Consider the following 26,395-nt stretch of genomic DNA (forward strand, 5'->3'; position numbering starts at 1 on the left):
GAAATTAAATTTGTAATCATTCCAGTTCTATGATAGCCTTAATGACCCCGTTAGCCGGATCCAGTAAACCTTCAAATTCACCGGTAATGTTTTCAAATGCTATACGATGCGTGATATAATTAGCAGGCTGCACCCATCCTTTTTTAATAGAGGCGATGACATGTTCAAAGTCTTCCCGCGTAGCATTACGGCTGCTCATTAATGTGGCTTCCCGCTTGTGGAATTCCGGGTGACTGAAACTGATCTCGCCTTTTTGCAAACCAACAAGCACATATCTGCCGCCATGCGCTATATATTGAAAGCTGTTATTGATCGCCTTCAAACTGCCCGTGGCATCTATTACTACTGCAGGCATATCGCCGTTCGTTATAGCAGCCAGTTGCGCTGATACATCTCCGGTGGATACGTTTATAACATGCTCAACGTTCAGCTTTTCTTTGCAAAATTCCAGTCTTTTTGCATTCATATCCATGGCAATTACCTTCCCGCCCGCAATGCGGGCAAACTCCATGATCCCCAATCCAATAGGGCCGGCGCCAATAACCAATACGAACTCACCTCGCTTTACCTCTGCCCGCCTGATACTATGTGCCCCGATAGCCAGCGGCTCCACCAATGCCAAGTCGTCGTAGCTCAGTCCTTCCCCATGTATTAACGAATAGACAGGCACATTCAGGTATTCCGCCATTCCTCCATCTATATGAACGCCACAAACATTAATTTTAACACAGCAATTCGGTTTTCCTGACCTGCAGGCAATGCAAACCCCACAGTTAAAATAGGGGATAAACGTTACGATCTCCCCATTTGCAAACCCTGCTGCTCCATTGGCTTCCACTAATTCTCCCGAAAGCTCATGTCCTAAAACACGCGGATAATTAAAATAAGGTTGTGTTCCTTCGAACGCATGCAAATCCGTACCGCAAACGCCAATTCTGCGGATCCTGATCTGGGCGTAGCCTTCCCCGGGCAGCGACCGGCTTTCTTCTTTAAGCGTTAATTTCCCGGGCTCATCACAAACTATTATTCGCATATTAGTATTTTAAAGTTGAAATATCTGTTCCATCATCACCCATTTCTCTTCTCCCTTTGCCCAGGGCAAAGGCTGCTGAAACTTCCACATTAACTGCTCCCATTCCTGCACTTTGGGATTGGCAGCATCTGAAGCATTTTTTGCTGTCTCATTATAGAGATCATTGGTTTCCATGATCATCATCAGGCGGTTACCTGTTCTGTAAATCTGCATGTCCACGATCCCTGCATCAAGAATGCTTTTTCTTACTTCCGGCCAACCATTTCCGGCCCTGTGCCAATAATCATATTCTGCTATCAGCTCCGGATCATCCTTTAAATCAAGGGCTAAACAATATCTTTTCATAGTGCTAATTAACTTTACAAATAGCTGGCAGCATAGGACTGGTCAATCAGTCCACGCTTTTCCATTTCTTTCCAGAACCCTTCCGGGATAATGGAGTGGGGCAATGCAACATTCTGTGCTACCCTTTCTGCCTGTGTTGTATTCAAAGCGATACTCCTTACGCCGGGTGCATTCATGCCAAAAACTGCGCAGGCGGCTACCGGTTTTATTTTATAATCCTGGCACAACTGGTAAAACTGCTGTCGCCAGTGATATAAATTTTTGTCTTTTTCCGGGTCTGTTAACTGATAATTATAATAAGCAGATCCTGTTAGAAAACCTCCGTTAAAAACAGAAGAATTTATGACTGTGATGCCCTGTTGCTCAAGTTCCAGCATAAAATCCACCAACGCCGCGGGATGACTGTGAATAGTCATGCTATTCGCAATCATTACCCAGTCGAGCTTTACATCCTTAACTATCCGGGCTATTACCCGCCAGTCTTTTGCCCCCACGCCGATAGCCCTCACCCTGCCCGCTGCTTTTAATTCATGTAAAGCACGGTAAGCATCCAATATATCCTGGTAGCGTTGCTTTTGCTCCTGCTCATCCTTTGATGCGGCGAGGTATTCATCGGGATCATGTACAGATACCAGCTGCGCGTTATAGTTACCGAGCAGTTTATTTCCCTGCTCATAGCATTCCAGGATACCATCATAGCTTATATGCTGAATGGCATCATGTTCCAGGTTTTTCCATATCCCCGGCTCAAAAGTGGGTTCGGTTGTTTTTAATGCCGTGCGCAACCAACCCAGTTTGTTGCTGATCAGCACATCCGAAGGACTGATCAGCAATTGTTCCAGGCTGCGGCCCAGCGCCTCCAGTGCCAGGCCGGCGCCATATTTACCGGCCGAATCAAATACAACTGGCTTTGGAGAGTGTTTGATGCTCTCCTTAACGATAGATAACTTCACTTCATCCGGTAGCGCCACATATAAATTTCCTAACCCGCTGGTACCAAAAATAACTTTGGGCAATATGAGTTCCTGCATATAAAAGCCACTTATTTTCAAAGAATAGTTGAAACAGATAATTGCTCCTGCTTCATTTTTACCAGATGACCTTTAAATCCGAAATAAGCCACCACAGCAAAACAGGCCAATGGCACTGCGTAACCATATTGGATATTACCGGTTACATCGCTTATATAACCGAATATCCTCGGTAACACGGCGCCTCCAACAATAGACATAATGATTAAACTACTTCCAAATTCAGTATCGCCGCGTAATTCCTTTATGCCCAGCGCAAAAATGGTAGGGAACATAATGGACATAAAAAAGCAAATGCCAATAACCGCATAAACAGTGATGATACCGGTTCCCCAGATGGCGATCAAACAAAGCAGCATACTGATAACTGCATACACGGCCAATAACCTTGCGGAACTGTAGTATTGCATTAAATAAGTACCGATAAATCTTCCAATTAAAAATGCCAGTCCGCATAACCCTAAATAATCAGCGGCCTTTACCTCCGATATACCAGCCGCCTTTGGTGCGTACAGAATAAACAAACTAAACACACATACCTGGGCGCCTACATAAAAGAATTGCGCAACAACGCTCCAGGTTAAATGACGGTGTTTAAACGCATGAAAAATATTCTTACTGGCCACATGACCTTCATTTGTTTGAATAGCCGGCAAACGGGTAAAGGCAAAAATCACGGCGATTAATACAAGTACGCTTCCGAGAATAAAATAAGGCATTTTTACGGTGGCCGCCTCGGCGGCAAGGGCCAGCTTCCGGCCTTCTTCCGTCATGGCACTTAACTGCGCCGCTGTGTAGCCTTTGGTTAGTATCACACGCGCACCAATCACGGGCGCGAGTGTAGTAGCCAGGCCATTAAATGACTGTGCGAGATTAAGCCGTTGGGTAGAGGTGGCAGGATCTCCGAGTGAGGAAGCATAAGGATTCGCCGCCGTTTCCAGGATAGTTAATCCGCAGGCGATTATAAACAGCGCTATGAGAAAAAACGCATACTGCTGCGTATTGGCGGCCGGAATAAATAAAAATGAGCCCAATGCAAACACCAGCAGACCGGTGATAATGCCCGCTTTATAGCCATATTTTTTCATGATAAAACCGGCTGGCAGTGCCATCAGGAAATAAGCGATGAACACAGCAGAATCAACGAGCGTAGCCTGAACGGTTGTCAGCGTAAATGATTTCTGCAAATGCGGGATAAGTATGGGATCCAGGTTATGTGCAAAGCCCCATAAAAAAAACAGGCTTGTAATCAATATAAACGGGAAAAGAGTATGGGACTTTGCCATATGAACGTCTTAAATTTTACAGGTAACTGGTTGGGTGAAAAAACATCTATACAATCGCTCCTTCAATTTTTAACACAAATGCCTCTTTGCACGGCGGTTGTTCCGGCAACTGCACCTTCAACCCTTCGGATGTTTGTTCAAAACTCAGTCGGTCATTTCCCAACAGGCTTACCTGGCTTACTTTTCCAACCTGACCATTCGCTAATGTTTTAACCAATGCAGTTTTATCTGCCGGCCATCCCAGCATCACCGCATAAAGCGTTTTGCCTTTCGCCGTAAAGCGAATATCTCCCGGTCCAAATGGTTTGCCCTTTCCTTCGTTAAAGCCCTGTGCGCTCAAAGCTACCACCGATTCCATGGCAGGCCCTTCGCCAAATACTTTCCAGGGACGGGTGCTGTAAATGGCTTCGCTGTTGACCTTCATCCATTCTGCCACCTGTTCCACTACAGCCTGTTCTTCACTATCGATGCTGCCGTCACCACGTACAGGCACGTTCAGCAATAGGTTCCCGTTCTTACTTACCACATCGGCAAGCGTATGTATCACCGTTTTGGCGCTTTTATATCCTTTGTTATCATACAAACGGCGATCGTAGTGCCACCCGCCAATACAGGTATCCGTTTGCCAGGGCAGAGGCTCTATCTGGTTACTCTGTCCACGCTCAATATCCCAGATCATGCATTTGCGTTGCTGTTCGTCTAACATTTTACCGAACAACGCAGCCTGCAATTTTCCGTGTTTTTTGATACTGGTGTTATAAAGATGTGCTGCTACTCTTAATCCGGCATCACTCACCGGCCAAAGCGGCAGCGCATTATCATCAAAATAAACGAGTTCAGGACCATACTTATCGATGAGGTCAATAGTCCGGTTTACAAAATTATCGCAGTACGCCTTGTCAGGCACACTTGCTCCATTCCCCCAATACCAGCGGTCGCCCATACTGCCATCATTCAGGCTGTCCTTACTCAACGCATGATTTTGGGCATATAGTTCCTGCGGATCATAACCATTCCACCATTTATTGCTGCCATCGGCTTTAGTCAGTTTGCCATCATAAGGCACACCTGCATAAGGACCGGATTTGTCGGAACGCTGCGCCACCTCATACCAGGTCCACGCGTGAGAGGCATGAACCGTTACGCCAAAGGGCAGTCCCTGTTCTTTCGCTGCTTTTGCCCAGCCTCCGATAAGATCTTTTTTGGGTCCCAGTTTAGTGGAATTCCACTTGTGATATTTGCTGTCGTACAGATCAAAATTATCGTGGTGATTGGCCATGGCCATAAAATATTTGGCGCCGGCTTTTTTGTATAAGGCAACCAATTCTCCCGGGTTCCAGTTCTCCGCCTTCCAGTCGTTTATGACATCCTTAAAACCAAATTTTGAAGGGTGTCCATATTTCTGCAGATGAAATTTATACTGATCGCCACCTTCCTGGTACATACCACGGGCGTACCAATCGCCGCGTTCCGGCTGGCATTGCGGCCCCCAGTGAGCCCAGATCCCAAACTTTGCATCCCTGAACCAATCCGGTACCTGGTATTTCCCCAGTGAATCCCAGGTAGGTTGAAATGGACCGGGCGCCATACGTGGAATAGACTGAGATGTTAACAAACGGTGAGCATAAAGATTAGATAGATATAAAGATGACAAACCTGTAGCCAGGCCCTTTATCAGCGTTCTTCTTTTCATGGAATTTATTTTTTATTAGCTCAACACAAGCCTTTAATGGCGAATGATATTGATAAATCAAACTTACTCCGAAATACTTATCAAACATTTGGCTTAATAGGACTTTTCTTTATACAAAACCGACTATTTGCTTATTATTGTGGTGGTGAAACCGAAATATTGGGAAAAACAGGATACCGGAAAAGTGAAAGCAGCTTTCCTCGACAGGCCATTCAACAATTAATTGCACGGTATGATTAAAAGAGCACTAAAACATACATTCACGTTATTGAACGTTGATCACGTAAAGCTCGACTCCAGGTGGAATTACAAAAATGTGATCAGCCCGTATTTCAGGCTATACTATATCGACGGCGGAGAAGGGGAAATCTGGGATGTTTCTGCGAAGATCAAACTTGAGCCCGGTTTTCTGTACATCATACCAAGCTTCACATTATGTAACCTTGTTTGCCCCCACCATCTCAGCCAGTTTTTCGTCCAGTTTTTTGAGGAATCATCGGATGGCATTTCTTTGTTTGAGAATAACAGGTCCATTCTTAAAGTAAAAGCAACTGAAATCGATATACTGAATTTTGCGCGTTTGCTGGAAATAAACCCCGGCAGGGGCATTAATCGCTCTGACAATCCAAGGGTGTATGAAAAAAATATTTTCTACAAAGAATACCAGGAATTGAATAACCGGCAAAGCATGTCCACATTCGCGGAAACACACGGTATTCTGCTCCAGCTAGTTTCACGCTTTCTGACACAGGAAATACTTACACACAAAGACGGCGGTCATGTGCCGGTTAAAATTCTAAACGCCATCAGTTATATTCAATTAAACCTGAACCGCGATTTATCGGTCACCTCGCTGGCAAAAAGAGCGAACCTGCATACAGATTATTTTTCACGCCTTTTTCATCAACACACCGGAGAAAGGCCGGTAAGGTACATCCATGAAAAAAGAATTGAAAGAGCGCAGTACCTGATTGTAACCACGCAGATGACCTTTGCTGACATTGCTACGCAAACAGGTTTTGAGAACGTATTTTATTTCTCTAAAATTTTTAAAAAAATTACGGGAATGTCTCCGGGGAATTACAAAAAACAAATGGATATGATTGGTTTTTAGATGTTGGAGAGTGAGGCAATATTCATCTTCTAACGGCAACTATATCTTTCGGATAAAAATCCATGTCCCTGAAACTGCTATCATCAATATTATACAATATAACCACAGCAGCCGTTTCAAAACTCCAGTATCCTTCAAAACCTCCTTCACCTTTGGCTTTGTGTGCATCATAGTTAATAAAGTCCTTCTTACCCTGATACCAGCTGCTCAAATATTCTTTGATTAGAGCTACCTGTTCCCCGCCCCTGACCTGCGTCGCTTTGTACAAAAGCTCAAAAGACTTTGGGTAAATAAGTTGATCAGTTGCGACTCTGTCTGTTAGCTTAGTTATTAACAGAGCTTCAATCAAAGCATCCTCTCCGTTGCTGTGAAGATGATTAGCTATTTGCTGAAACAGCTCAACAGGCGCATCAAAGATAATGCCCCAGCTAATAAGGGTAAGCACCCGGTAGTAATCATGTGTCAATAATAAATGCTTTTTATTATCCCCTGTACTGATATTCCGGTTGTAGGCTACCCATGCTTCTATTAGTTGGGGGTAATCAGCTTTAATATCCTCTATTGGGCTTCCGCCAGAGTATTTTAAAGTGATAAGTCTTTTACAATCATAATAGAGATTTTGGGTGATGCTATTTTTCTTCCATTTTTCCGGGAAAGGTGTCACGTTCAGCTTGCCCTGCCGTTCATGAACAGCTTCAATACAATCGTCCATCCATTTTTGCCAATAGGCGCTATCTCTTAACGGTTCTCTATGCATATTTTCATTAACTAGCTTAGTTTTTCAACCTGGTCATGTAACTGCTGATCCCAGATAAACTCCATATTGAATTTACCATCGGACTCCAATCTAAAAATAGCTTTGTTCCATTTGTTGTTTTCACCTTCGGTGGTAATACTGCGGAGTTCAAGAATATCAAATGTCAACTGGAAATCAAATTCGTCGACATCTATTTGCTTTTCCTCATGGGAGGTATTTATGTAAGTTCCGGTATTACTAACCATTCCATCCAGTACTTCCAGGTTTAATACGGCGCTTTGCCAGTCTTCTTTTATTACGCTGGAAATATTCTTTGCAATGGCCAAATAAATCTCATCTACCGTCATAATCTGTTTTTTTTGATAATTACATTTAAACCGTCAAACAGTTCTTGTAATTTAAACATTAAAAGGATTAGTACAAACAATAATCACGGAATAAAAGACCTTAAAAAACACACCTTACCACGCTAAATAATTTTATACCACAAATTTGGAAAGCTGCTGCCAGATGAAATTGTAAGAAAATGAAAACAAGATTTAACCGTCGATAATAAAAATTGAAAAATCTGGTTTAATTACCCTATTTTATGTATGTGCTGCACCGGCACTTTGTTAACAGAAACAGGCAGGCTACCGATGCCGGGGATACCGTGAGCGTGACGGATCGCAACCAATAAACCCTTGATATTCTGATTTTTATTCTATGACCCAAATTCTATCCACGATGACCCACAAATTGAACCCTTATTTAACCCGCAGAGCATTGCTCTTTTCTTTATTGATGCTGATGACAACGACTTCCATGGCTCAGATAACCTGGCCTGCGGGTCAGCTGCTGCCTTCGTTTCCGGCAACGGCAAGCAGCCTGGATTTATTTTATAATAACGGCACCTCTCAACGGTCCTGGCGTTGGGAAGGTGAAGGCCCGTCTCTCAGCCATCATACGGGGCGTTTAGAAAGCGATGGCTGGCTTTGCCAGGTAGGAATCGATGCGGCGAATGAGCATATGATTTACGGTCCTTACGACAACAGCGTTACGGCAGGAGCGAATATTGCCGAGTTCAGGATGAAAACGGATAATAATACGGCTAATAACGACTCTATCGTCGATATCGATGTGAGGGATGCTACCACCGGTGCGATCCTGGCGTTTAAGGCTATTACCCGTCAGCAATTCCCTGTAGCATCCAATTACACAAGTTTTAAATTGCCCTTCACTATGCCGGCCGATAGTCACGCTATTGAATTGCGTGTGTTCTGGAGAGGAGGCGCTTATATAAAAGTGGACTGGGTGGGTGTACAGCAGGATAACGCCACCGCAGAAACCTATTTATTCACTTCCCTGAAAGGCATCGTCAACCGCACGCAGCCGCGGCTCTTTTCCTATGAAGGCGATGCCTTTGCAGAAGGGCCATACACCTGGATGCAGTCATTGGGTTTAACCTGGACAGAATATACCGACCGGTGGGCGCTTATCACCAAGTACCGTACGGAGATATCCGGCCTGATCGTGTATGATCCGGCGCAGACGGCCACCGTTAACCTGGCCACTATGCTGGCAAAAAATAAAAAGGCGCTCATCGCCTCCCCATCCTTATTATCACGGTTAACGGCTGCCCCTTATAATTTCCCCGTATTGATGGATTTACGTGGCCAGTTTACCAGTAACCTGCAGGTATACCAAACGTTGTATAACACTTACTGGCCCACACTGGATCACCGGCTGTTAATCGGGTTAAGCCCGGAAGTACATCAGGGTTCCCTGCGGGAATATGCCACTGCCCTTGGCGCCGCAGTAATATGGCTGGACCCGCGGGTGGCAGGTGAAAGTGAACTGCTGAACAATTTCTTAGCCTCCATGCCGGCGGGGGCAAATTTCATGGGCTGGTGGCCTGAAGAAGGCTCCGGTGTAACAAGAGCATCTACCTATGGAATAGCCACCATTGCCAGCGATTATGCTACTAATTTAACGGTTCATAGCGGTATGCCCAGAACCGTTAATGTTAAACCTATACCGCCAAAACCAATCCTGAAAAACAAAATTTATGTGGCGTTTATATTAAGTGACGGCGACAATCTTCAATATGTTGAACACCTGATGCGCAAGCTCTGGAACAATCCTGACCGTGGCTCGGTTCCCATCGGGTGGACGCTTTCTCCGGCGATGCTGGATGCCATGCCGGGAGCGTTGAACTTCTATCATCAAACTGCTACGGATAATGATAATCTTATTTCCGGTCCGTCCGGGTACGGTTATGTATACCCCAATAATTTCCCGGATCAAAATACACTCAATCAATTTGTTGCTAAAACCGAAGATTATAATAAAAGAGCAGGGTTCCGGGTGGTCACTATCTGGAACACCATTACCGGTGGCATTAACCAAAATGTTGGAGAGAGCTTTGCCACCTACGCGCCATCATTACTTGGGTTAACAGCGCAGAATACAGGCGGCCCCCTCAGCATCTACAATCAAACACTGCCCGGGTTGCCCCTTTCGTGCAATTACTGCACCGGGGAACAAGCCATGAAGGATGCTATTGCCGCTGCCTCTGCAGGGTGGAATGGAACATCACCGAGGTTCATGATTATACAGGCGCAACCCTGGCAGGATGTGAAGCCTACGAACTTTAAGAACGTAATGAATTCACTTGATTCAAACCATATCGTGGTGCGGCCGGATCATCTTTTCCAATTGCTCCGCGAAAAAAATGGTCTTCCGGATGTTGATTCCACCGATAGCCTGGTAGCAGGCATGAACCATGTGCGCATCAATATGATGAACACCGCCAAAACTGCAAAACAGCACATTTCCCTGTATCCCAACCCGGTGGGCAACAGGCTTTATATCAGGGGGCTGAACAACAACGCTAACCTTGAGGTGTACGACAACGACGGTCAGCGAATGAAAACGGCATTAGGTATGTCAATTAACATCGCCGAACTAATACCCGGCACGTATTACTTAAAGGTTACATCCACAGAAATAAATCATACCTATAAATTTATTAAACATTAATTCCGGCCCGGCCAGGTTTGAAGGAGCCCGCTCAATGAGCGGGCTTTTCTTTAAAGCAAATCGTTAACTTAGATATTACTACTGACAGGAAATAAGCATGACAGACGACAAGCAAAACATATACGACGTAATCATTATCGGCGGCGGACAAAGCGCTTTATCCGTGGCCTATTATCTTCGCAGAACCACGCTGAAATATATCCTCCTGGATGCCGCCCCTCTTCCGGGAGGCAGCTGGCAGCATACCTGGAAATCACTTGCGTTATTTTCCCCGGCGCAATGGAGCTCACTTCCGGGCGTTTTTATGCCGGGAGGCCAGCATCATTATCCCAGCCGCGCAGAAACCATCAGGTATTTGCAGGAGTATGAGTTGAGGTATAAATTCCCGGTAGTGAGGCCGGTAAAGGTTACATCTGTAGAGAAAGAGGAAGGAACTTTTATTTTAACCACCACTGCCGGTCCATATCACGCAAAAGCAATTGTGAGCGCCACGGGCAGTTATGCCAATCCGTTTATTCCTGCTATTCCCGGAGCCGGCTCTTTTAAAGGTACTATACTTCATTCGGCGCAATACCAGGAACCGGGAAGCTTTTCAGGAAAACGTGTGGCCATTGCAGGCGAAGGCAACTCCGGCGCACAAATCCTGGCGGAGGTTTCCAAAGTAGCATCTACCCTGTGGATCACAAAGCAACCGCCCGAATTTTTACCGGATAATATTGATGGCAAATATCTTTTTGATGCGGCCACTCAACAATATGAAGCCCGGCAGCAAGGCAGGGATTACCAGCCTCCATCACTGGGACATATTGTAATGGTGCCTGCTGTAAAAGAAGCAAGGGAAAGAGGCGTGTACGAACATTTTCTTCCCGCATTTGATCATTTCTATCCCGATGGAATAGCGTGGAACACAGGCCAACAGGAACCCGTAGATGCCGTTATTTTTTGTACCGGGTTCCGGCCGGCGTTAGCGCACCTGGCCCCTTTGGGAATCATTCAACCGGATGAACGGATTAAAACAAACGGAACAAAAGCAACGGATATTACCGGTCTTTGGCTAACCGGCTATGGATCGTGGACCGGCTTTGCTTCTGCCACGCTTATTGGTGTAGGCAGAACCGCCAGGCAAACCGTGGAGGAACTAAGCAGCTTCCTGCAGTAATAAACATCCTTCTACACTCCCTTAAACGACAATCCTTTTTCTTTCAGCGCATTCCGCAACTTCGGCAGGGAACTTTTTCCCATGCCATGAAGCGCCAGTATATCGGCTTCGCTGAATTTAGAAAGCTGCTGTACGGTTCTTATTCCTTTACTCTCCAACGCGCGGCGGGCGGGGGCAGCCAGCGAAGCAAAAAGCTCCCCGGGAGCGCTGGTATGCCTGCTGGTATTTTTCTCCTGGCTTTCTTTCACCCTGAATTTTACTATTTTATTGATCAGGGAAATAGGAAGAGGTTGATCCAATGGAAACTGCACGGCGCCTTTGGAATTCTTATAAACGGAAAGTTCTTTTTCAAATGCTTTAATACCAGAAGGAGCAGGATAAAAACCGATGTGATGTTTATATCCTGCGAAATGGACCAGGTTGCCGTTTAACGCAAAAGTTGGAATACCATAACTTATCTTCTCTTCTGCGGCAGGCGCAATTTTTCTGATAGCCGCCCTTATTTGCTGCAACAGCGCCTGGGTTTCCTCCGGAAAACCGGCGATATACTGATCAATGTCGTTACCTGTTTTCATATCGCTGAATTCTTTCTTAAAATTAGCATAATCCGGGTGTTTGCACAAGGCATTAACGCGACATTATACAGGGCCATTTGCGACTTCCTGGTCGCAGAACTTCAATATTTTAACCCCGGATAAAAGAAGCATAATCCAAAAGAAACACCGATTTTTGATGAAATCATTCGTCATGAAAGCCATCGTTATTACCCAGCCGGGCGGACCTGAGGTATTGCAGTTACAGGAATATGCCACACCGGCGCCGGGGCAGGAAGAAGTATTGATTGAGGTGCGTGCTGCCGGACTAAACCGGGCCGACCTGTCGCAACGCGAAGGCAAATACCCGGCGCCTCCCGGCGTGCCGCCGGATATTCCCGGCCTGGAAGTGGCCGGCACGGTGGTGAGTTGCGGTGCGGGTGTTACCATGTGGTCGCCCGGCGACAAAGTATGCGCACTGCTGGCAGGCGGCGGATATGCAGCATATGTGACCGTAAAAGAAGGGCAATGCCTGCCGGTTCCGGAAGGTCTCAGCTTTGCCGAGGCTGCCAGTTTACCTGAAACTGTTTTCACCGTGTGGAGCAATGTTTTTCAACGCGCTAAATTAATGCCGGGAGAAACGTTGCTGGTTCATGGAGGTTCCAGCGGTATTGGTATTACCGCCATACAACTGGCACATGCATTAAACAGCAAAGTATGGGTAACAGTAGGTACAGAAGAGAAAGGACAAGCCTGCATCAGGCTGGGGGCTACGCAATATATCAATTATAAAAAACAGGATTTTGAGGAGGAACTGGCCACAACGGGCATAGATGTTATACTGGATATGGTGGGAGGAAAATATCTCGGTAAAAATCTTGCTGTCCTTAACCCGGAAGGACGGCTGGTGTACATCAACTCTATGGGGGGCAACCTGGCAGAAGTAAATATCTCCACGGTCATGCAGAAACGTATCACCATCACCGGTAGTACACTCCGGAGCAGGGAATACAATTATAAAAAAGCATTGGCGGCTGATATCCGCCAGCATGTGTGGCCATTGATAGCAGCTGAAAAATTCCTGCCATTGATATACGCTACGTTCCCTTTTAAGGAGGCTGCGGAAGCGCACCGGCTAATGGCCAGCAGTGAACATACCGGTAAAATAGTGCTGGTAAATGAATAAAAACAAAAGGTGTACTATGAGCAGTACACCTTTTGTTTTTATTCATTTTAGTAAGATATCAAAAGCGGTAACCGATCGTCATCCTGAAGTTACGACGGGCCTCTACTATATAATTATAAAACCCGGTAGCAGTAGTAGGTATAGAAGCAGCAGTGAGCAGCCGCTGGTTATCGAGCAGGTTATTCACCAGTAATGAAACACTGTACTTTCCTTTAACGTAGCTCAAACCCGCATCTGTACGGAAGTAATTGGGAATAGAGAACACTTTTGTGGCGCTTCCTACGTAGCGATCAGCCATCCACTGAATGCCGCCTGTAACACCGAGGCCATTCAAAACTCCTTTGCCAATACGGTAGTTCAGCCAGGCATTGGTAATATGCGTAGCCGTATTAGGCGTGATATTACCTACTGTTTTCGTTGTGGCTGTAGGTGATTCCTTGGAGATCTTTGAATCGGTGTAAGCATAGTTCAGCGTGGCATTTAATCCAGGTAGTATTTCCCCGGCAATGTCAATTTCCACACCTTTGGTGAGTGTTTCACCAAGTTGCTCCTGTACATCTGCACCGCGACTGTCTTTCATATTCAGGCTTACGAGCGAGTTTTGCCTGGCAATACGGTATACCGTAGCTGATGCTACCCACCTGCCTTCAGACCATTCCTTCTTCACACCAGCTTCCACATCCACTCCCTTAATAGGCTTAAATGCGTTCTGGTTGGAATCAGCTCCAGGCACAGGTACAAACGACTGATCAAACAAACCGTAAATGGTGGTGGATTTATCTACAGAATAGCTCAGGCCAACGCGGGGAGTAAACACATTATCCTTAATAGCAAGCGCCTTGGTTTTGCCAACCGTTTCTGCGTAGGTGAAACGCCCGGCTAACGATAAACGTAACCTGTTGTTAAAAAAGCCCAGTTCATCCTGTATGTAAGCCGAGGTATAGTTTACTGAGCTCACATAGTTACTGCCACCTGCTCTTGTTTTTACACTCTGGCTGCGGTCTATAGCAGGCAGGGTACCAATAGGAATGCTGTATACAGGGTTATATACATTGAATTTTTTATCCCCCACCATATCGATATTGGCCAATGTTCTGAAATCTCCCCAAAACTTTTTATTCCCCATATCTACACCCGCCAGTATCCTGTGCCGCACCGTACCTGTATACTCTTCGCCGGAAATGGAAGCCTGCGCAAAACGGTTCTCCCCCGCTTCATCTGCCACACTGAAAGTTCTGCCCATATTCCCTGCACTATCTACTTTGGAAGCCCATATACTGTTTGCCTCCATACCGAAGTTGAAATAAGCTACCTGCGCATGCGCTTCCCACTTATCATTCATCTTATGATCAAAGTACAGGTACACACTGTGATCCTTCAGTTTACCAGGCGTGAGGGATGGATCTCCGTAAAAGAAATCATTCGAGATATCTTCATCCAACAATTTTTTGCCGGAGAAAACATAGTTACCATTCGCCAGGTAGGTTGATCCCTGGTAGGTATATTCCAGCGTAACAGAAGTACGATCGTCTACCAGGTATTTTAATACCGGCGCAAACAGGTAACGGTTGTTGAAGTTGTATTTGGTATAATAATCCTTTTGCTGACCGGCCACATTGAGGCGGTACAGCAGTTTACCATCTTTGCTCAGTTTACCGTCAAAGTCGAGCGCGGCGCGGTAAGTACTGAAACTTCCCATGCTGATGCTGGCTGCACCTTTGGTAATCCCGGTCGGTTTTTTGGTAACCACGTTATAAAAGCCACCCGGCTCACCACCTGCCAGCATAAAGCCTGCCGGTCCTTTTACAAACTCAACACGGTCAATCATAGCGGCATCTTCTGCTGTGGGTCCCCAGCTGGCTTCTATATTCATACCATTACGGAAAGCGGGGATCTTGGAACCGCGCATCCTGATATTCGCATACTGATTATCCCAATGGCCTACACGTGTGGCCCCGCTTACATTACGGGTGATACCATCTACCAGGTCAAATGCCTGCTGATCGGCAATTACATTGGCAGATATTACCTGGATATTCTGTGGCACTTCGAGGATAGGCGTTCTCAGTCGCAGTGATCCGGAAAGACTGTCGTTCTTATACCGGTTTCTTGCACCGCTTACAATTACTTCTTTCAATTGTTTATCGGAAGCTTCGAGCTGCAGTTTCATCTGCACAATCTGGTCCTGTTCTACTATTACTTCCTGCGACATTGTTTTGTACCCGATCAGCATCACCTGCAAGGTGTACTTTCCGGGCGCCAGTTTTTTGAATACAAATTCGCCCTTTTCATTGGTGAGTGTGCCCCTGTTTTTTTCTTTGATCTGTACAGCTACATAAGCGGCAGGCGTTCCGTCGGAGGTAACTACCAGGCCGCGGATAGCGGATAAGGGCTCAGTATCAGCCATTGCATTCACGGAAAAGCAAACAGTACATAGAAAGCATAAGTACACCGTTATCCGGTTGATAAATAAAAACATATAGGTCGGTTATTTCGGTTTAAAATTCAGGCGCGAAATTAACGGCGATACTCCGGGCGAGGTTATGAATTCGGGAAAAAGGTTTACGCAATACGGAAAAAACGTTTTAGCGCAAGCCACATAAAGTAACAGGAAGCAGATATAAATACCCGCTATATCTCCCTAAACAGGTATAAATACCTGTTTTCAAAAACACTCATTTACGCTCTTATTCAGGCCGCCAGATCAATGGACATTTGTGGAGAAGAATGTGCAGCTGCAGCACAGAAAAAAACAGGTCTGCCTGGCTTGACAATAAGCAGGGGGTGAAACCGAAAAACCATAACAGAGTAGGACCAAAAAATACACTTATGAATCTTGGATTAACAATGCGCTGGGGATATAGCGCGCTTCAATTCAATGGGACCTCGTATGCTTATTTCCCATCCAACCACCTTAACAACATGAGGTCGTTTACGCTTGAAGCAACGATCTTTTCAACGGCATCAACAGGGACCATTCTTTGCAGTGCATCGCCGACTGCCGGCGCTTATTTTAACTTCGGCCTTTTCCAACGGTTTTTTGTATTTGGAGACCATGAATAATACTGGAAAGCCGTTTCAGGTAACGGCTACAAAAAAGCTACCCCTGCTGGAATGGCATCAGGTGGCAGCTACTTTTGACAGTGACAGGAAATTGATCACGCTGTGCCTGGATGGAATAGAAGTAGGCAGTAGCCCCATACAGGGAATTCCTTACCAGGTCATACCACTTCAGACTCATATTGGCGCCGGAAAATACCAATCCCCATCCGGATACCAGAATTTATTCTATGGGCATATAGCACGTATAGCCATCTGGAAATCGGCCCGGGACATTTTTGAGATCGCGGAAGATGCATTTGCGATTGTTCCCCCCGCGGCAACAGGAACTGATCTCGTTTTATGGACAGACTTCACCGAAATGCCCACTGAAGACCGTTCCGGTAATGGCATTGAGATCTCCTACAGTACGCCGCCACCCAACTATGTTTACAGTATCCCTTCGGCAGGGGTAACAGAAAATGGTTATATTGATTGCGGTGTATATCCGGAGTATAATTTCGGCGGCTATCAGCCATATACCATTGAGGGTTGGTTTAATCCCACCTCCACAGCGGATATGGCCGTATTAGTCGCCTTTGAAAAAGACCTGCATTGGCAATACTATATTCAGTATGATAAAGTCAACAGCCGCCTCATTGCAAAACGGAATTCAGATGGACAAGCCATCTACTCCAAGGAACAAATCACTGAAGGACGTTTTTATCATTTTGCCGTTTCCTATAACGGAGATTCAAAAATGATGAGCCTCTACGTAAACGGGAACCTGCAAACAGCTGAATACTTTCCCGGTGGTGTAGCGAATGTTGCCCAGGGGAGACTGGTAATAGGCGGAACCGGCTTTACCGGTTACATTCAAAACGTCCGTTTATGGAAAGATTGCCTGGAGCAGGCAGAACTCCGTCAATGGATACTGAATGATGTGATCACCGATCCAAGACTGGTAGCCAACTTCGATTTCACTACTACCCCACCGATGGATTCAATGGGCCATACTGTTCAACTACTGAACGGTGCTGCCAGCGCGCTGGCAACAACAACCCTTGAACTGGCAGACAGAAAAGCCCAGCTGGGTGTTTCTATGCCTATCAATTCCAGCTACTTTAATAGCGTGGAAGAAGCACCTCTTCCTCCTCCAAAAGTCATAAAACCTGCTGATCAGCGGGAACTATCCTCCGCCGATCTGAAGGAGAAAACATTTACAGACCTGGTTAGTTTCTGGAAGGTGGATGGAGAAAAACAACATGCTTTCCGGGAAGAATTTGAAAAAGCATATGCACGGGCAGAAAAAATGCTCTCAGAGAATGAAAATCTCCGGAAAGTTTATACCAGAACAGATGAAAATGGAAGAACAAAGATCATATACCACGACCTTCGCGGCGACGCACTTATTTATGACCGTCCAATAGGAGAAGTAACTGACTGCACTATCTGGTGGATAGTTTTTGTCTACAGCATCTCTGTTAAATTTTTGGGCATATTCCTCCCGCTTCCGGTTTTCTCTCCCTACAACCAGATTCCCGGTAAAATTTTCAATCTCGCTATCGCGAATGCAAAGGTGTTGGCAAAAATTACTGCTGTAGTCGGCACTACGATCACCGTTATGTCCGGGCTGGATATTATAACAGAAATGCATCGTGAAAAGATTTTATGGCCCATTTTAAAATTCATTGTAGTCTCGGCGGGTTGGTTTGCCCTGACTGCTATCATTGCAAGAGCTTTTACAATGGCTACCGGCCTGGTAGCAGCAGAAATAATGGCGAAGTTTATTGTATGGGCTGCACAGTTGACGAAGCTTTCAATGGAATATGACGGGAACTGCGAAAAATTAGCTGAGCAGGGACAGGGTTAAAACAAAAGAGGCTGTATCAATAGTCATTTGATCCAGCCTCTTTAATATCGTAACTCCACTTCCTTAATATAACACCCGGAAGCTGATGGTGTCTTTAATCTTCTTCAGTTCTTTCAATATCTTTTTATCGTATTCGCTGCTGGTATCGGTGATCACATAACCGATAGCGGCATTCGTCATCAGGAATTGTGAAACAATATTAATGCGATGATCTGCCAGCACCTGGTTTACCTTTGCCATCACGCCCGGCACATTGCGGTGAACGTGGATAAAGCGATGAGCATTATTTACTTCCGGCAATTGTATATTCGGGAAGTTGCTGCTTTTAAAGGAGTCGCCATTGTTGATAAACCTGGCAATTCTTTTTGCCACAGATTCCGGCTTGCGCATATTATCAAAGATCACGATTCCCATTTCTGTACAAAGCTCCTGCGGGATATGTTTTTTACTATTGCCCAGGTAACCGATCACTTTCAGTTTGGCCGCTTTTTTCAACTGTTCTGCGCTGAGCTTTTCTCCTTCCCCCATTAACAATATCCCGGCGGCCGACAGCTGTTTATCGTCTGTTCCGGCATGTTTAATGGTAAAGCCATCCTTCTTCAGGTATTTTACTGCTGCTTCCGGCACATCGCCTGCTACCTGGCAAAGAATGCGGTTCTTTGGGTAGGAGATGGCTGAGGGCAGGTTGTTCACATACAGGAATTCATCAAGACTTGGCGTAATATGGTCCGCTTTTTCGGTGACGGACTTACGCTCTATATTCTCTGTAAAGGCATAAAACTTCTTGATCATGCCGGACTCTTTCAGCTGAAAATCGGAATAACCATCGCCAATACCGTGAATTTCGCCCTGGAGCTGCAGTTCATGCAGCAATTTTACTTTGCCGCCTTCGTTGGACAGCGGGTTTGCGGCATCATAGCCAACTATTTTCCCTTCGTCGTTAAACAAAAAGGTATTGGCATAAATATTTTCTTTTTTGATATGGAAAGGCAATACTACCGGTGTAATAAACTCTTTGAATCCGCCGGAAACGATCAGCACATCCTCTGCATGATGTTTAAAAAAGTTTTTATTCCGGGAGAAAGAAGTGGATACCAGCTTCTTCAAATGCTTCACCAACAGTTTCAGATGGTCCTTATTTGCCTCCAGCAGCTGCACCCGGGCTGCAAGGCTTTCCCTGAAAGAAAGCCTCCCTTCCATGGCGAGGTTGGTCAGATCTTCAATTTTTTTATAGATCTGTTCTCTTTCCGGATGGTCCTGCAGGGATATGCGCGCCAGTTCATCCAATGCTTCCACCTGCGTGAAAGTGCTGTCAAAGTCAATTATATAGTATTTTTTGCCCACGGAACGATCAAATTTGGAGCACAAAAATATAAGTTTAAATAAGATTTAGCAGACAATCTTGTAATTCCGGGGAATTTATGGGGGTTAAAGCCTGGACTATAAAGCGTCCCATTCGGTTTCATTTTCCTCTTCCGGCGCTTTCTTTTCCACCGGTAAGGTGGCCGTTCTCCTTTCTCCTATCTGCTGGCGCCACATGGCATAGTATAATCCCTTATGCTCCACCAGCTCGTCATGTGTGCCGGTTTCAGCGATCTTTCCTTTTTCCAGTACAATGATCCGGTCGGCATGCATAATGGTCGACAACCGGTGTGCAATGAGCACGGTGATCTGTTCCCTGCGGGCGGAAATACTTCTTACCGTATCAGTAATCGCCTCCTCTGTAATAGAATCCAGTGCGGAAGTAGCCTCATCAAAGATCAGCAGGCGGGGATGACGGATCAATGCACGCGCAATGGAAATACGCTGCTTTTCCCCACCCGATAATTTTACGCCGCCCTCTCCCAGCCGGGTATAAATGCCTTTACCGGAACGGGCCAGCAGGGCGGTACAGGAGGCCTTCTCCAGTGCTTCAATCACTTCTTCATCGGTGGCGTCAGATTTTACAAACAGCAGGTTTTCCTTAATGGTGCCGGCAAACAACTGTGTGTCCTGCGTTACAAAGCCAATTTGCCTTCTCAGCGCATTATACCGGATATCGCCGGAGGGCACATCATTGAAATATATTTCTCCTGCTACCGGTTTATACAACCCCACCAGCAATTTCACCAGGGTGGATTTACCGGAGCCGGATGGTCCTACAAACGCAATGGTATCACCGGTTTCCACGGCAAACGAAATATGGTCGATCGCATTGGTGGTAGCAGTTTTATGTCTGAACACCACATCCTCAAAACGCATCTGCTGCAAATCCCCGATTTCCACCGGCTCTTCGGGGCGCTCTTCTACCGGGCGTTGCATGAGTTTATGAAACAACTGCAGCGATGCTTCTGCTTCCCGGTACTGGATAATAATATTCCCCAGGTCCTGCAACGGAACAAAAATGGCCGTGGTAATAAACTGCATGGTGATCAGCTCCCCTGTAGTGAGTATATTCCTGAAGATCAGCCACAACAGGATAAAGAGGATGCTCTGTTTTAAGATATTAAGCGTAGTGCCTTGTAAAAAAGACAGCGTTCTCACCTGCCGTGTCTTTTCCATTTCCAGGTCGAAGATCTCTTTGGTAAAGGTTTTTAACCGTCTTATTTCCGGGAAGGTTAACCCCAGGCTTTTTACCAGTTCTATATTCCGCAATGATTCTGTAATGGCGCCGGAAAGCTGCAGCGTTTCGCGGTTGATCGCCCGCTGTACGGTTTTCATTTTTTTGCTGAGCAAACCGGTAAGCCCACCCAGGAAAATAATCCCGATCACAAATACAGGTATCAGTGCCCAGTGTTTGGTAATGGCATACCAGATCAGGAATCCCATACCCACCAGGGAAGTAAAGAGGATGTTAATAAAAGCAGTAATAAAACGTTCTGTATCTGTTCTTACCTTTTGCAGTACGGCAAGTGTTTCCCCGCTCCGCTGTTCCTCATATTCCTCAAACGATAGCCGGAGGGTTTGTTTGAGCCCGTCGTTGAAAACCTGCATCCCGAATTTCTGCACTACCAGGCGAAGAAAATATTCCTGGAAAGATTTTGCGAGCCGTGCCATCAAAGCCACCACTACGGCAACGCCCAGCCAGAACAATACCCCGTGCACCAGATCCTTCTCCGGTATACTGTTTACCTTACCGGCATAATCGTCGATGATCTTACCGAAAATCAACGGATCCGTCATCACCAGCACCTGGCTGATGCCGGCCAGTAATAAAGATAAAATGACCAGCCATTTGTGTGGCTTCAAATAGTTCCAGAGGACCTTCATATTTTAAAAATACGATAAACGGGTAACATATATCTTCCCGGTACCAAAATGAAAAGAGGCCGGATCATGTGCTGATCCGGCCTCTCTTTTCCATTACGGATTAATTCTTTGCCCTGATGGCCTTTACTTCCGCAGCGGTAACCGCACTGGCTTTGTTGCCGAAATTATTTCTCACATAAGTCAGCACATCCGCTATTTCCTGGTCTTTCAGAAAATTATGCGGCGGCATATTATTGGAATAATACTCGTCATCTATCGGAACAGACGACTGCATGCCCTTTAATATCACCTGCACCAATGCGGGTTTATCTCCCAGCACAAAAGTGGTTTTAATCAGCGGCGGATTTAAATGTGGTACGCCACTGCCATCTACCTGGTGGCAGGTAAGACAATATTGCTCATATACTTTTTTACCGCGGGCCATCGCAGGATTGGCGCCCGGCTTTTTGGTCTGCGCAGATAAAAAAGAAAGCATGGCACCAAATGCAACACCTGTTAAAATGATCCTCTTCATACCATATCATTATTTACCACTGTAGGTAATTTTATAAACCGTTCCTTTTACATCATCTGTTACATACAGGGAACCATCGGGACCCTGTGCCAGTCCGCAGGGGCGGTGCTTTGCCTGGCCTGGCGACTGGATATCCGGTACACCCGCAAAATCATCTGCAAAAATTTCCCATTTACCGGATGGTTTACCATCTTTAAACGGCACAAATGCTACGAAATAACCCTTCTGTCCTTTCTGACGGTTCCAGGAACCATGAAAAGCCACAAAAGCGCCATTCTTATATTTGGCCGGAAACTGGCTGCCGGTATAAAACAACAAGCCATTAGGCGCCATGTGGGCAGGAAATGCCACTACAGGGTCAATGGCGTTTTCACCACCGGTTTTCTTTCCGTCGCCGCCATATTCGGGCGCCAGCATTTTCTTTTGCTGTTGTCCGTCGTAGTAAATATAGGGCCAGCCGGCATCATCTCCTTTCTTTAAGGCATACATACATTCCGCTGGTAATTCATTACCCTGTTGCAGCGTGTAATATTCCGGGTACATGTCAAACAACCCGTCTCTCCCGTGTTGCATTACAAATAACTGGTTATCCGCTGTATTCCAGTCGAGCCCCACCACATTACGCAGCCCGGTGGCATAGCGAGTACCATCGCCATAGGTCTGGTTTTGTTTATCTGCCCGGAATTGCCAGATGCCTGCTGCCGAATCGCGGATAGGACATCCTTCTATGCCTTTGGAACCTTTCGCGCGATCCTGTTCCTGGCAGGAGTTGGAGTAGGCGCCGATGTTCACATAAATGTTTCCTTCGTTATCCAGCGTTAAAGCTTTTGCTTCATGCTGGTGGCGGTTAATCAATCCTGTTACGATCTTTTCCGGTTGTTCAGGGTTGATCACTTCAAATTTATCATTCAGTGCATAACGGAATACTTCCTCATCGGAGGAGGTATACAGGTAGTTTCCTTTGATTACCATGCCGGTACCGCGGTAAGTGCCAAAGGTTTTTACGTCCTTGCCGTGTATCACTGCAATGGCTTTTCCCGGTTTTGAAGTCTGGATTTTTACATAGACATCCCCCAGTGGTGTTACCGCTATGTGGCGGGCTGCGCCCAGGTTTTCCGCTATTGCCTGCGCCTTGAATCCTGCGGGCAGTTTCAACCCTGCATTGCCGGGATCTGCCACTGTACGGCGAACAGCGCTGCTGTCGCCGTTATTGGCCAGGCATTGAACGGACAACAGCGTCATCACAGACAAACATCCCAGGAGAACTACTCTTGTTTTCATATTTCTTTTATTTACAATGATTGATGAGGGGATATTTAAACTTACCGTGTAAAAATAGTAATGGTTTTTATGGAATTCCTAATTTATGGATGAATGGCATCAGCTCCTGGCTACCAGGGAAATGTAATACTTCATCAGGTAATGATAAATCACCAGCTCATGCAAACGGGCGTTGGCCGTAAACATGCGGTTCAGGAACATGTGCAGGTAATGCGGCACCAGTTCCGTTACTGCCGCCGGCTGTATGACCCGGAGTTCCAGGATTATATCCTTCCACCTGGCCGCCCGTTCCGCCAATATTTCGCGGGCGCCATCGGGTAACGTGTAATCGTTTACGTTATCCGACAGCACATCCGTAATTTGCCTGCTGTGCGCACGGTATTTATTATTCAGTTGCCGCAGCAATGAAGCATCTCCGTGATGCTCCGCAAAGTACTGCTGTTGTAAATGCTGCAACAGCTTCATTTTCATCAACGGCGTATAGCCGAAACCGTTTAACAACTCATCTGCTCCTTTTAACGCCAGCAGCCAGCGCTCCTGGCTTTCAGCGCCGCTGATGGTCAGTAACAGTCTTACCGCTGCCTCGCTGTCGTGGAAAAAGAAAGCCTCGCTATGTTCCATCAGCGCTGGTCCGTACCGCTCCAGCTCCCGCACATAAGTATCCAGCTGTATCTTCTGTACAATATCACTGTTAAGATAAGGGAGCAGTAGTGCCTCCACTTCCTGCATCACAGCGGCGCTGTGTTCCCGGTGCTGGGGCAAATGAAAGCGGATACGAATATGATGATCCGGGTCCTGGTACCGGACAAAAAACCAGCGATCCGTTACCCCTGAGGATTGCAGCCTGACGGTGAGGGGCAGCAATACTTTCAGCAACAGTTTATCCATCCATTTAGGGCCACAGTATATTTTTATATACATCCATTCGCTGCCCGGGGCAAAGCTGCGCGGCACCCCTGCCGGCGCCTGCGTGGCGGGCAATTCAGCCGATGGCTGCCACGCGGCGTTACGCAGCGGTATTATAATTTCATTGCAGAAAGCACCCTGTCCGTTCGTCGACAAACGGGTAGCCTCGTTAAATAAACATTCATATAATACTACATTTCCTTTCTTCAGTTTATCTGTTAACAGCATTCGACCAAAAGCACTTGAGAAATCTATTAACAGGTCGTTGTCTCCTTCGGATAACAGTACATGTTCCGGCAGCCGGCACTGCGCTTTTAACAGCAGCAACGCCTCATCTGCGGAATGGGCTTCCATGAGTGATTCAAACGCGGCACGGGTCAGATACCACCTGGCCGGCGCCAGGATTACCTCATGGTATACCACCCTGGGCAGAAAGGGTTCTTCCTGTAAAATTCCCCAGTTCCACTGTACCGATAGTGCGTTCTGCTGTTGCAGGTCGCACAGGAATTTGTAGGCCGATAAGCCACGGCTGTAGTTATGGGCGCTGGTGAGCCGGGGCATCACCTCTTTTCCCCACCGTTGCGAACGCAGCACTACCCTGTTGTTACGTACGCTTACCAGCAGATCGCTCACGGGCAACTGATAGTTTTCCGGCAGGCTGCTTTTTCCCAGGAACGGTATTTCATAATCGTACAGGGATGGCCGTAGTAACACGTTGCCGGAACGGCCTTCCGGTAAATGAATAACTTCTGCCAGTATTTTATCTTTCTCCAGTAACTGCTCGCGGCGTGTAAAATCACGTAAGAGGCTTTCCAGTTCCCTGTTTCCGGCAGCAAACCGGCCCAGCAGGGCCAGGGCATTGGGGCCATGGCATGCTTTCAGCAAAAATTTGAAGTCGCCGTTATCCATAGCAGCGGCCGAAGCAGCTGCCAGCGAACCCATGACGCAAAAAAATGGTGGTATTTCCTGTTTATCGGTATCCGCGGCCAGTTCGTCCAGGTCAGCATCCGTGAGGGAAATGGCCATGGCTCCGGTGGCTCCGGCAGCAAGAAAGCGTTTCAGCACAAACTTCGTTTGGGCGTTCCAGTGAATGGTATCGTTCTTTTTACCGGCCGGCATTACCAGGTCATCTATGAGGGGGGTATAGCTCGCGTCTTCACCGGATACCACCCCGTACCCTATTCCGGATTCGCTGTCGAGGGCCATCATCAGGGGTATTTCGCGCTGATCATATTTTTGAAGGAACTGTTCTTTAAAATGCTGAAGGTCGCCGCCTTCACCGGAGGCGCCAAATACCAGCAGCCGCTCCAGCCGTTGCAGCAAGGTACTGGTAACGGATGCAGCCAGGCGGACTTCCGGCGACGGAAAAAAAAGATCCACCTGTACCGGCTCTTTCGCGTCGATGCCCGGGAAATTTGAGGCTAATATATTTTTAACCTCCTGGTAGCTGTTTATACCAATGGCAGGTTGCTGTAAAATCTGCCGCACTTGTTGCAATGCAGGCAGGCAGTCCGGTGCCGGATGTAACGCCAGCAATTCACGGATCAGTCCCTCCAGGTTATCAGTACCGGCAATTTCCGGAGATAATCCGGCTACCAGGATCTGGTTCCGGATCAATGTTTCGATAAAGCCCCGGGCCTCGTCGGCCGGGATATCCAGGTTGGTGAGTACGCCGGTGAGCCGGGAAGTGCTGGCCCCCCTGCCGGCTGCCGCGAGGATGGCTTCCATATATTCATTTTGCGGGAAGGCGCTGAGGAAATAATGCCGCTTCTTATCCCGCAGCTGGTATTCAAAATACCGGAAGGCATCGCCGGAATGATATAAACTGCTGTTGGAAAAATAAAGCAGTTGCGGGCCTATTTCAGGCCGTTGGGCCAGTTCGCTCATCAAGCCGGACAGGTATCCCATGTCCAGTCGTGCTACTGCCTGGCGCTGTGCTATAACAGGGGCTGGTAAGCGGGTAGGCCCGGTACGGATGTAACCGGTGCTGCAACCGGCAAATAAGCCGTAAGGGGTGCAGCGTGTGCTCATCCTCAGCAGGTAACGGTAAAGCGCCAGCGGCAGTTTCAGGGAGGTATCCGCCGATGGCAGCCACTTCAGCATTTCTGCGTAAAGCGTTGGACTGGCCAGGAAAACGGCTTCCTGCAATAACGGTTGAGAATATATTTTCCGGAGGGCAGATACAAAAGAGGGCTGGTCATTGCGGGTGTTACGATGCAGTTGTAACACTTCCTCATATGACAATAGTGGCATTCTCGATAAAAAGAAATCGCAGGCGTTCAACACGGACATACGCGACAATGGCATACTTACTTTAGTGGGAAAGCCATGCTTTCCGGTTCTGTATGCTTGAATAAAGATAAAATGTTTTTAGG

General features: G+C 46.7%; 19 protein-coding genes. 5 read left to right on the top strand and 14 right to left on the bottom strand.

Annotated elements, in window-relative coordinates:
* Positions 1-16 precede the first annotated feature (16 nt).
* The 5 genes from QFZ48_RS05790 to QFZ48_RS05810 are packed head-to-tail and all read right to left on the bottom strand — an operon-like array spanning position 17 to position 5,388.
* Positions 17-1,033, bottom strand: coding sequence for a zinc-binding alcohol dehydrogenase family protein (locus tag QFZ48_RS05790; RefSeq protein WP_429061543.1), 1,017 nt, complete (start codon positions 1,031-1,033; stop codon positions 17-19).
* 9 nt (positions 1,034-1,042) lie between these two features.
* Entirely contained in the window at positions 1,043-1,378 is a 336-nt protein-coding gene (locus QFZ48_RS05795) for an L-rhamnose mutarotase (RefSeq protein ID WP_370909472.1), read from the bottom strand.
* Positions 1,379-1,392: 14 nt separating this feature from the next.
* Positions 1,393-2,409 (bottom strand): aldo/keto reductase, encoded by a 1,017-nt coding sequence (locus QFZ48_RS05800; protein WP_429061546.1) that lies wholly within the window; start codon positions 2,407-2,409, stop codon positions 1,393-1,395.
* Between the two features lie 17 nt (positions 2,410-2,426).
* Positions 2,427-3,695: an L-fucose:H+ symporter permease gene (gene fucP / locus QFZ48_RS05805; RefSeq protein ID WP_429061547.1), complete on the bottom strand. Its 1,269-nt coding sequence runs from the start codon at positions 3,693-3,695 to the stop codon at positions 2,427-2,429.
* 46 nt (positions 3,696-3,741) lie between these two features.
* Positions 3,742-5,388, bottom strand: coding sequence for an alpha-L-fucosidase (locus QFZ48_RS05810; RefSeq protein ID WP_429045030.1), 1,647 nt, complete (start codon positions 5,386-5,388; stop codon positions 3,742-3,744).
* A 232-nt stretch (positions 5,389-5,620) separates the two neighbouring features.
* Here QFZ48_RS05810 and QFZ48_RS05815 point away from each other — a divergent pair, with 232 nt between their 5' ends.
* A complete protein-coding gene (locus QFZ48_RS05815) occupies positions 5,621-6,502 on the top strand; it encodes a helix-turn-helix domain-containing protein (RefSeq protein WP_429045028.1) in 882 nt (293 codons plus the stop codon).
* 22 nt (positions 6,503-6,524) lie between these two features.
* Here the strand turns inward: QFZ48_RS05815 and QFZ48_RS05820 are convergent, their stop codons facing one another.
* Positions 6,525-7,259, bottom strand: coding sequence for a PoNe immunity protein domain-containing protein (locus tag QFZ48_RS05820; RefSeq protein WP_429061549.1), 735 nt, complete (start codon positions 7,257-7,259; stop codon positions 6,525-6,527).
* Between the two features lie 11 nt (positions 7,260-7,270).
* Entirely contained in the window at positions 7,271-7,606 is a 336-nt protein-coding gene (locus QFZ48_RS05825) for an immunity protein YezG family protein (RefSeq protein ID WP_429045023.1), read from the bottom strand.
* 457 nt (positions 7,607-8,063) lie between these two features.
* On the opposite strand from QFZ48_RS05825, the gene QFZ48_RS05830 reads away from it, so the two are divergent.
* Both QFZ48_RS05830 and QFZ48_RS05835 read left to right on the top strand, forming a co-directional pair.
* Positions 8,064-10,280 (top strand): T9SS type A sorting domain-containing protein, encoded by a 2,217-nt coding sequence (locus tag QFZ48_RS05830; protein WP_429045021.1) that lies wholly within the window; start codon positions 8,064-8,066, stop codon positions 10,278-10,280.
* A 97-nt stretch (positions 10,281-10,377) separates the two neighbouring features.
* Positions 10,378-11,439, top strand: coding sequence for an ArsO family NAD(P)H-dependent flavin-containing monooxygenase (locus QFZ48_RS05835; protein WP_429045019.1), 1,062 nt, complete (start codon positions 10,378-10,380; stop codon positions 11,437-11,439).
* Positions 11,440-11,450: 11 nt separating this feature from the next.
* Here QFZ48_RS05835 and QFZ48_RS05840 read toward each other — a convergent pair whose 3' ends face one another.
* The gene (locus QFZ48_RS05840; RefSeq protein WP_429061551.1) at positions 11,451-12,014 is read right to left on the bottom strand and encodes a DUF1801 domain-containing protein; all 564 of its coding nucleotides are present in this window, start codon (positions 12,012-12,014) and stop codon (positions 11,451-11,453) included.
* 157 nt (positions 12,015-12,171) lie between these two features.
* Between QFZ48_RS05840 and QFZ48_RS05845 the strand changes: the two genes are divergently transcribed.
* Entirely contained in the window at positions 12,172-13,158 is a 987-nt protein-coding gene (locus QFZ48_RS05845; protein WP_429061553.1) for an NAD(P)H-quinone oxidoreductase, read from the top strand.
* A 58-nt stretch (positions 13,159-13,216) separates the two neighbouring features.
* On the opposite strand, the gene QFZ48_RS05850 is transcribed toward QFZ48_RS05845, so the two are convergent.
* Positions 13,217-15,565, bottom strand: a complete 2,349-nt coding sequence (locus QFZ48_RS05850; RefSeq protein WP_429061555.1) for a TonB-dependent siderophore receptor — start codon at positions 15,563-15,565, stop codon at positions 13,217-13,219.
* A gap of 579 nt (positions 15,566-16,144) precedes the next feature.
* Here QFZ48_RS05850 and QFZ48_RS05855 point away from each other — a divergent pair.
* Positions 16,145-18,070, top strand: coding sequence for a LamG-like jellyroll fold domain-containing protein (locus QFZ48_RS05855; protein ID WP_429065468.1), 1,926 nt, complete (start codon positions 16,145-16,147; stop codon positions 18,068-18,070).
* 63 nt (positions 18,071-18,133) lie between these two features.
* Here the strand turns inward: QFZ48_RS05855 and QFZ48_RS05860 are convergent, their stop codons facing one another.
* The 5 genes from QFZ48_RS05860 to QFZ48_RS05880 all read right to left on the bottom strand — a co-directional run bounded on the left by QFZ48_RS05860 (position 18,134) and on the right by QFZ48_RS05880 (position 26,312).
* Complete coding sequence (locus QFZ48_RS05860) at positions 18,134-19,414, bottom strand: HAD-IB family phosphatase (RefSeq protein ID WP_429061556.1); 1,281 nt, start codon at positions 19,412-19,414, stop codon at positions 18,134-18,136.
* A 96-nt stretch (positions 19,415-19,510) separates the two neighbouring features.
* Complete coding sequence (locus QFZ48_RS05865) at positions 19,511-21,319, bottom strand: ABC transporter ATP-binding protein (RefSeq protein WP_429061558.1); 1,809 nt, start codon at positions 21,317-21,319, stop codon at positions 19,511-19,513.
* 100 nt (positions 21,320-21,419) lie between these two features.
* A complete protein-coding gene (locus tag QFZ48_RS05870; protein ID WP_429061560.1) occupies positions 21,420-21,833 on the bottom strand; it encodes a c-type cytochrome in 414 nt (137 codons plus the stop codon).
* Between the two features lie 9 nt (positions 21,834-21,842).
* Complete coding sequence (locus tag QFZ48_RS05875) at positions 21,843-23,114, bottom strand: PQQ-dependent sugar dehydrogenase (RefSeq protein WP_429061561.1); 1,272 nt, start codon at positions 23,112-23,114, stop codon at positions 21,843-21,845.
* A gap of 99 nt (positions 23,115-23,213) precedes the next feature.
* Positions 23,214-26,312, bottom strand: coding sequence for a lantibiotic dehydratase (locus tag QFZ48_RS05880; protein WP_429065471.1), 3,099 nt, complete (start codon positions 26,310-26,312; stop codon positions 23,214-23,216).
* Between the last annotated feature and the right edge of the window lie 83 nt (positions 26,313-26,395).

The organism is Chitinophaga sp. W2I13 (assembly GCF_050434005.1).
Classification (GTDB): Bacteria; Bacteroidota; Bacteroidia; order Chitinophagales; family Chitinophagaceae; genus Chitinophaga.

Coding starts and splice junctions, on each gene's coding strand:
- QFZ48_RS05815 (WP_429045028.1), top strand. CDS start 5,621: ATGATTAAAAGAGCACTAAAACATACATTCACGTTATTGAACGTTGAT.
- QFZ48_RS05850 (WP_429061555.1), bottom strand. CDS start 15,565: ATGGCTGATACTGAGCCCTTATCCGCTATCCGCGGCCTGGTAGTTACC.
- QFZ48_RS05790 (WP_429061543.1), bottom strand. CDS start 1,033: ATGCGAATAATAGTTTGTGATGAGCCCGGGAAATTAACGCTTAAAGAA.
- QFZ48_RS05825 (WP_429045023.1), bottom strand. CDS start 7,606: ATGACGGTAGATGAGATTTATTTGGCCATTGCAAAGAATATTTCCAGC.
- QFZ48_RS05810 (WP_429045030.1), bottom strand. CDS start 5,388: ATGAAAAGAAGAACGCTGATAAAGGGCCTGGCTACAGGTTTGTCATCT.
- QFZ48_RS05865 (WP_429061558.1), bottom strand. CDS start 21,319: ATGAAGGTCCTCTGGAACTATTTGAAGCCACACAAATGGCTGGTCATT.
- QFZ48_RS05830 (WP_429045021.1), top strand. CDS start 8,064: ATGGCTCAGATAACCTGGCCTGCGGGTCAGCTGCTGCCTTCGTTTCCG.
- QFZ48_RS05880 (WP_429065471.1), bottom strand. CDS start 26,312: ATGTCCGTGTTGAACGCCTGCGATTTCTTTTTATCGAGAATGCCACTA.
- QFZ48_RS05820 (WP_429061549.1), bottom strand. CDS start 7,259: ATGCATAGAGAACCGTTAAGAGATAGCGCCTATTGGCAAAAATGGATG.
- QFZ48_RS05875 (WP_429061561.1), bottom strand. CDS start 23,114: ATGAAAACAAGAGTAGTTCTCCTGGGATGTTTGTCTGTGATGACGCTG.
- QFZ48_RS05835 (WP_429045019.1), top strand. CDS start 10,378: ATGACAGACGACAAGCAAAACATATACGACGTAATCATTATCGGCGGC.
- QFZ48_RS05800 (WP_429061546.1), bottom strand. CDS start 2,409: ATGCAGGAACTCATATTGCCCAAAGTTATTTTTGGTACCAGCGGGTTA.
- QFZ48_RS05840 (WP_429061551.1), bottom strand. CDS start 12,014: ATGAAAACAGGTAACGACATTGATCAGTATATCGCCGGTTTTCCGGAG.
- QFZ48_RS05845 (WP_429061553.1), top strand. CDS start 12,172: ATGAAATCATTCGTCATGAAAGCCATCGTTATTACCCAGCCGGGCGGA.
- fucP (WP_429061547.1), bottom strand. CDS start 3,695: ATGGCAAAGTCCCATACTCTTTTCCCGTTTATATTGATTACAAGCCTG.
- QFZ48_RS05795 (WP_370909472.1), bottom strand. CDS start 1,378: ATGAAAAGATATTGTTTAGCCCTTGATTTAAAGGATGATCCGGAGCTG.
- QFZ48_RS05870 (WP_429061560.1), bottom strand. CDS start 21,833: ATGAAGAGGATCATTTTAACAGGTGTTGCATTTGGTGCCATGCTTTCT.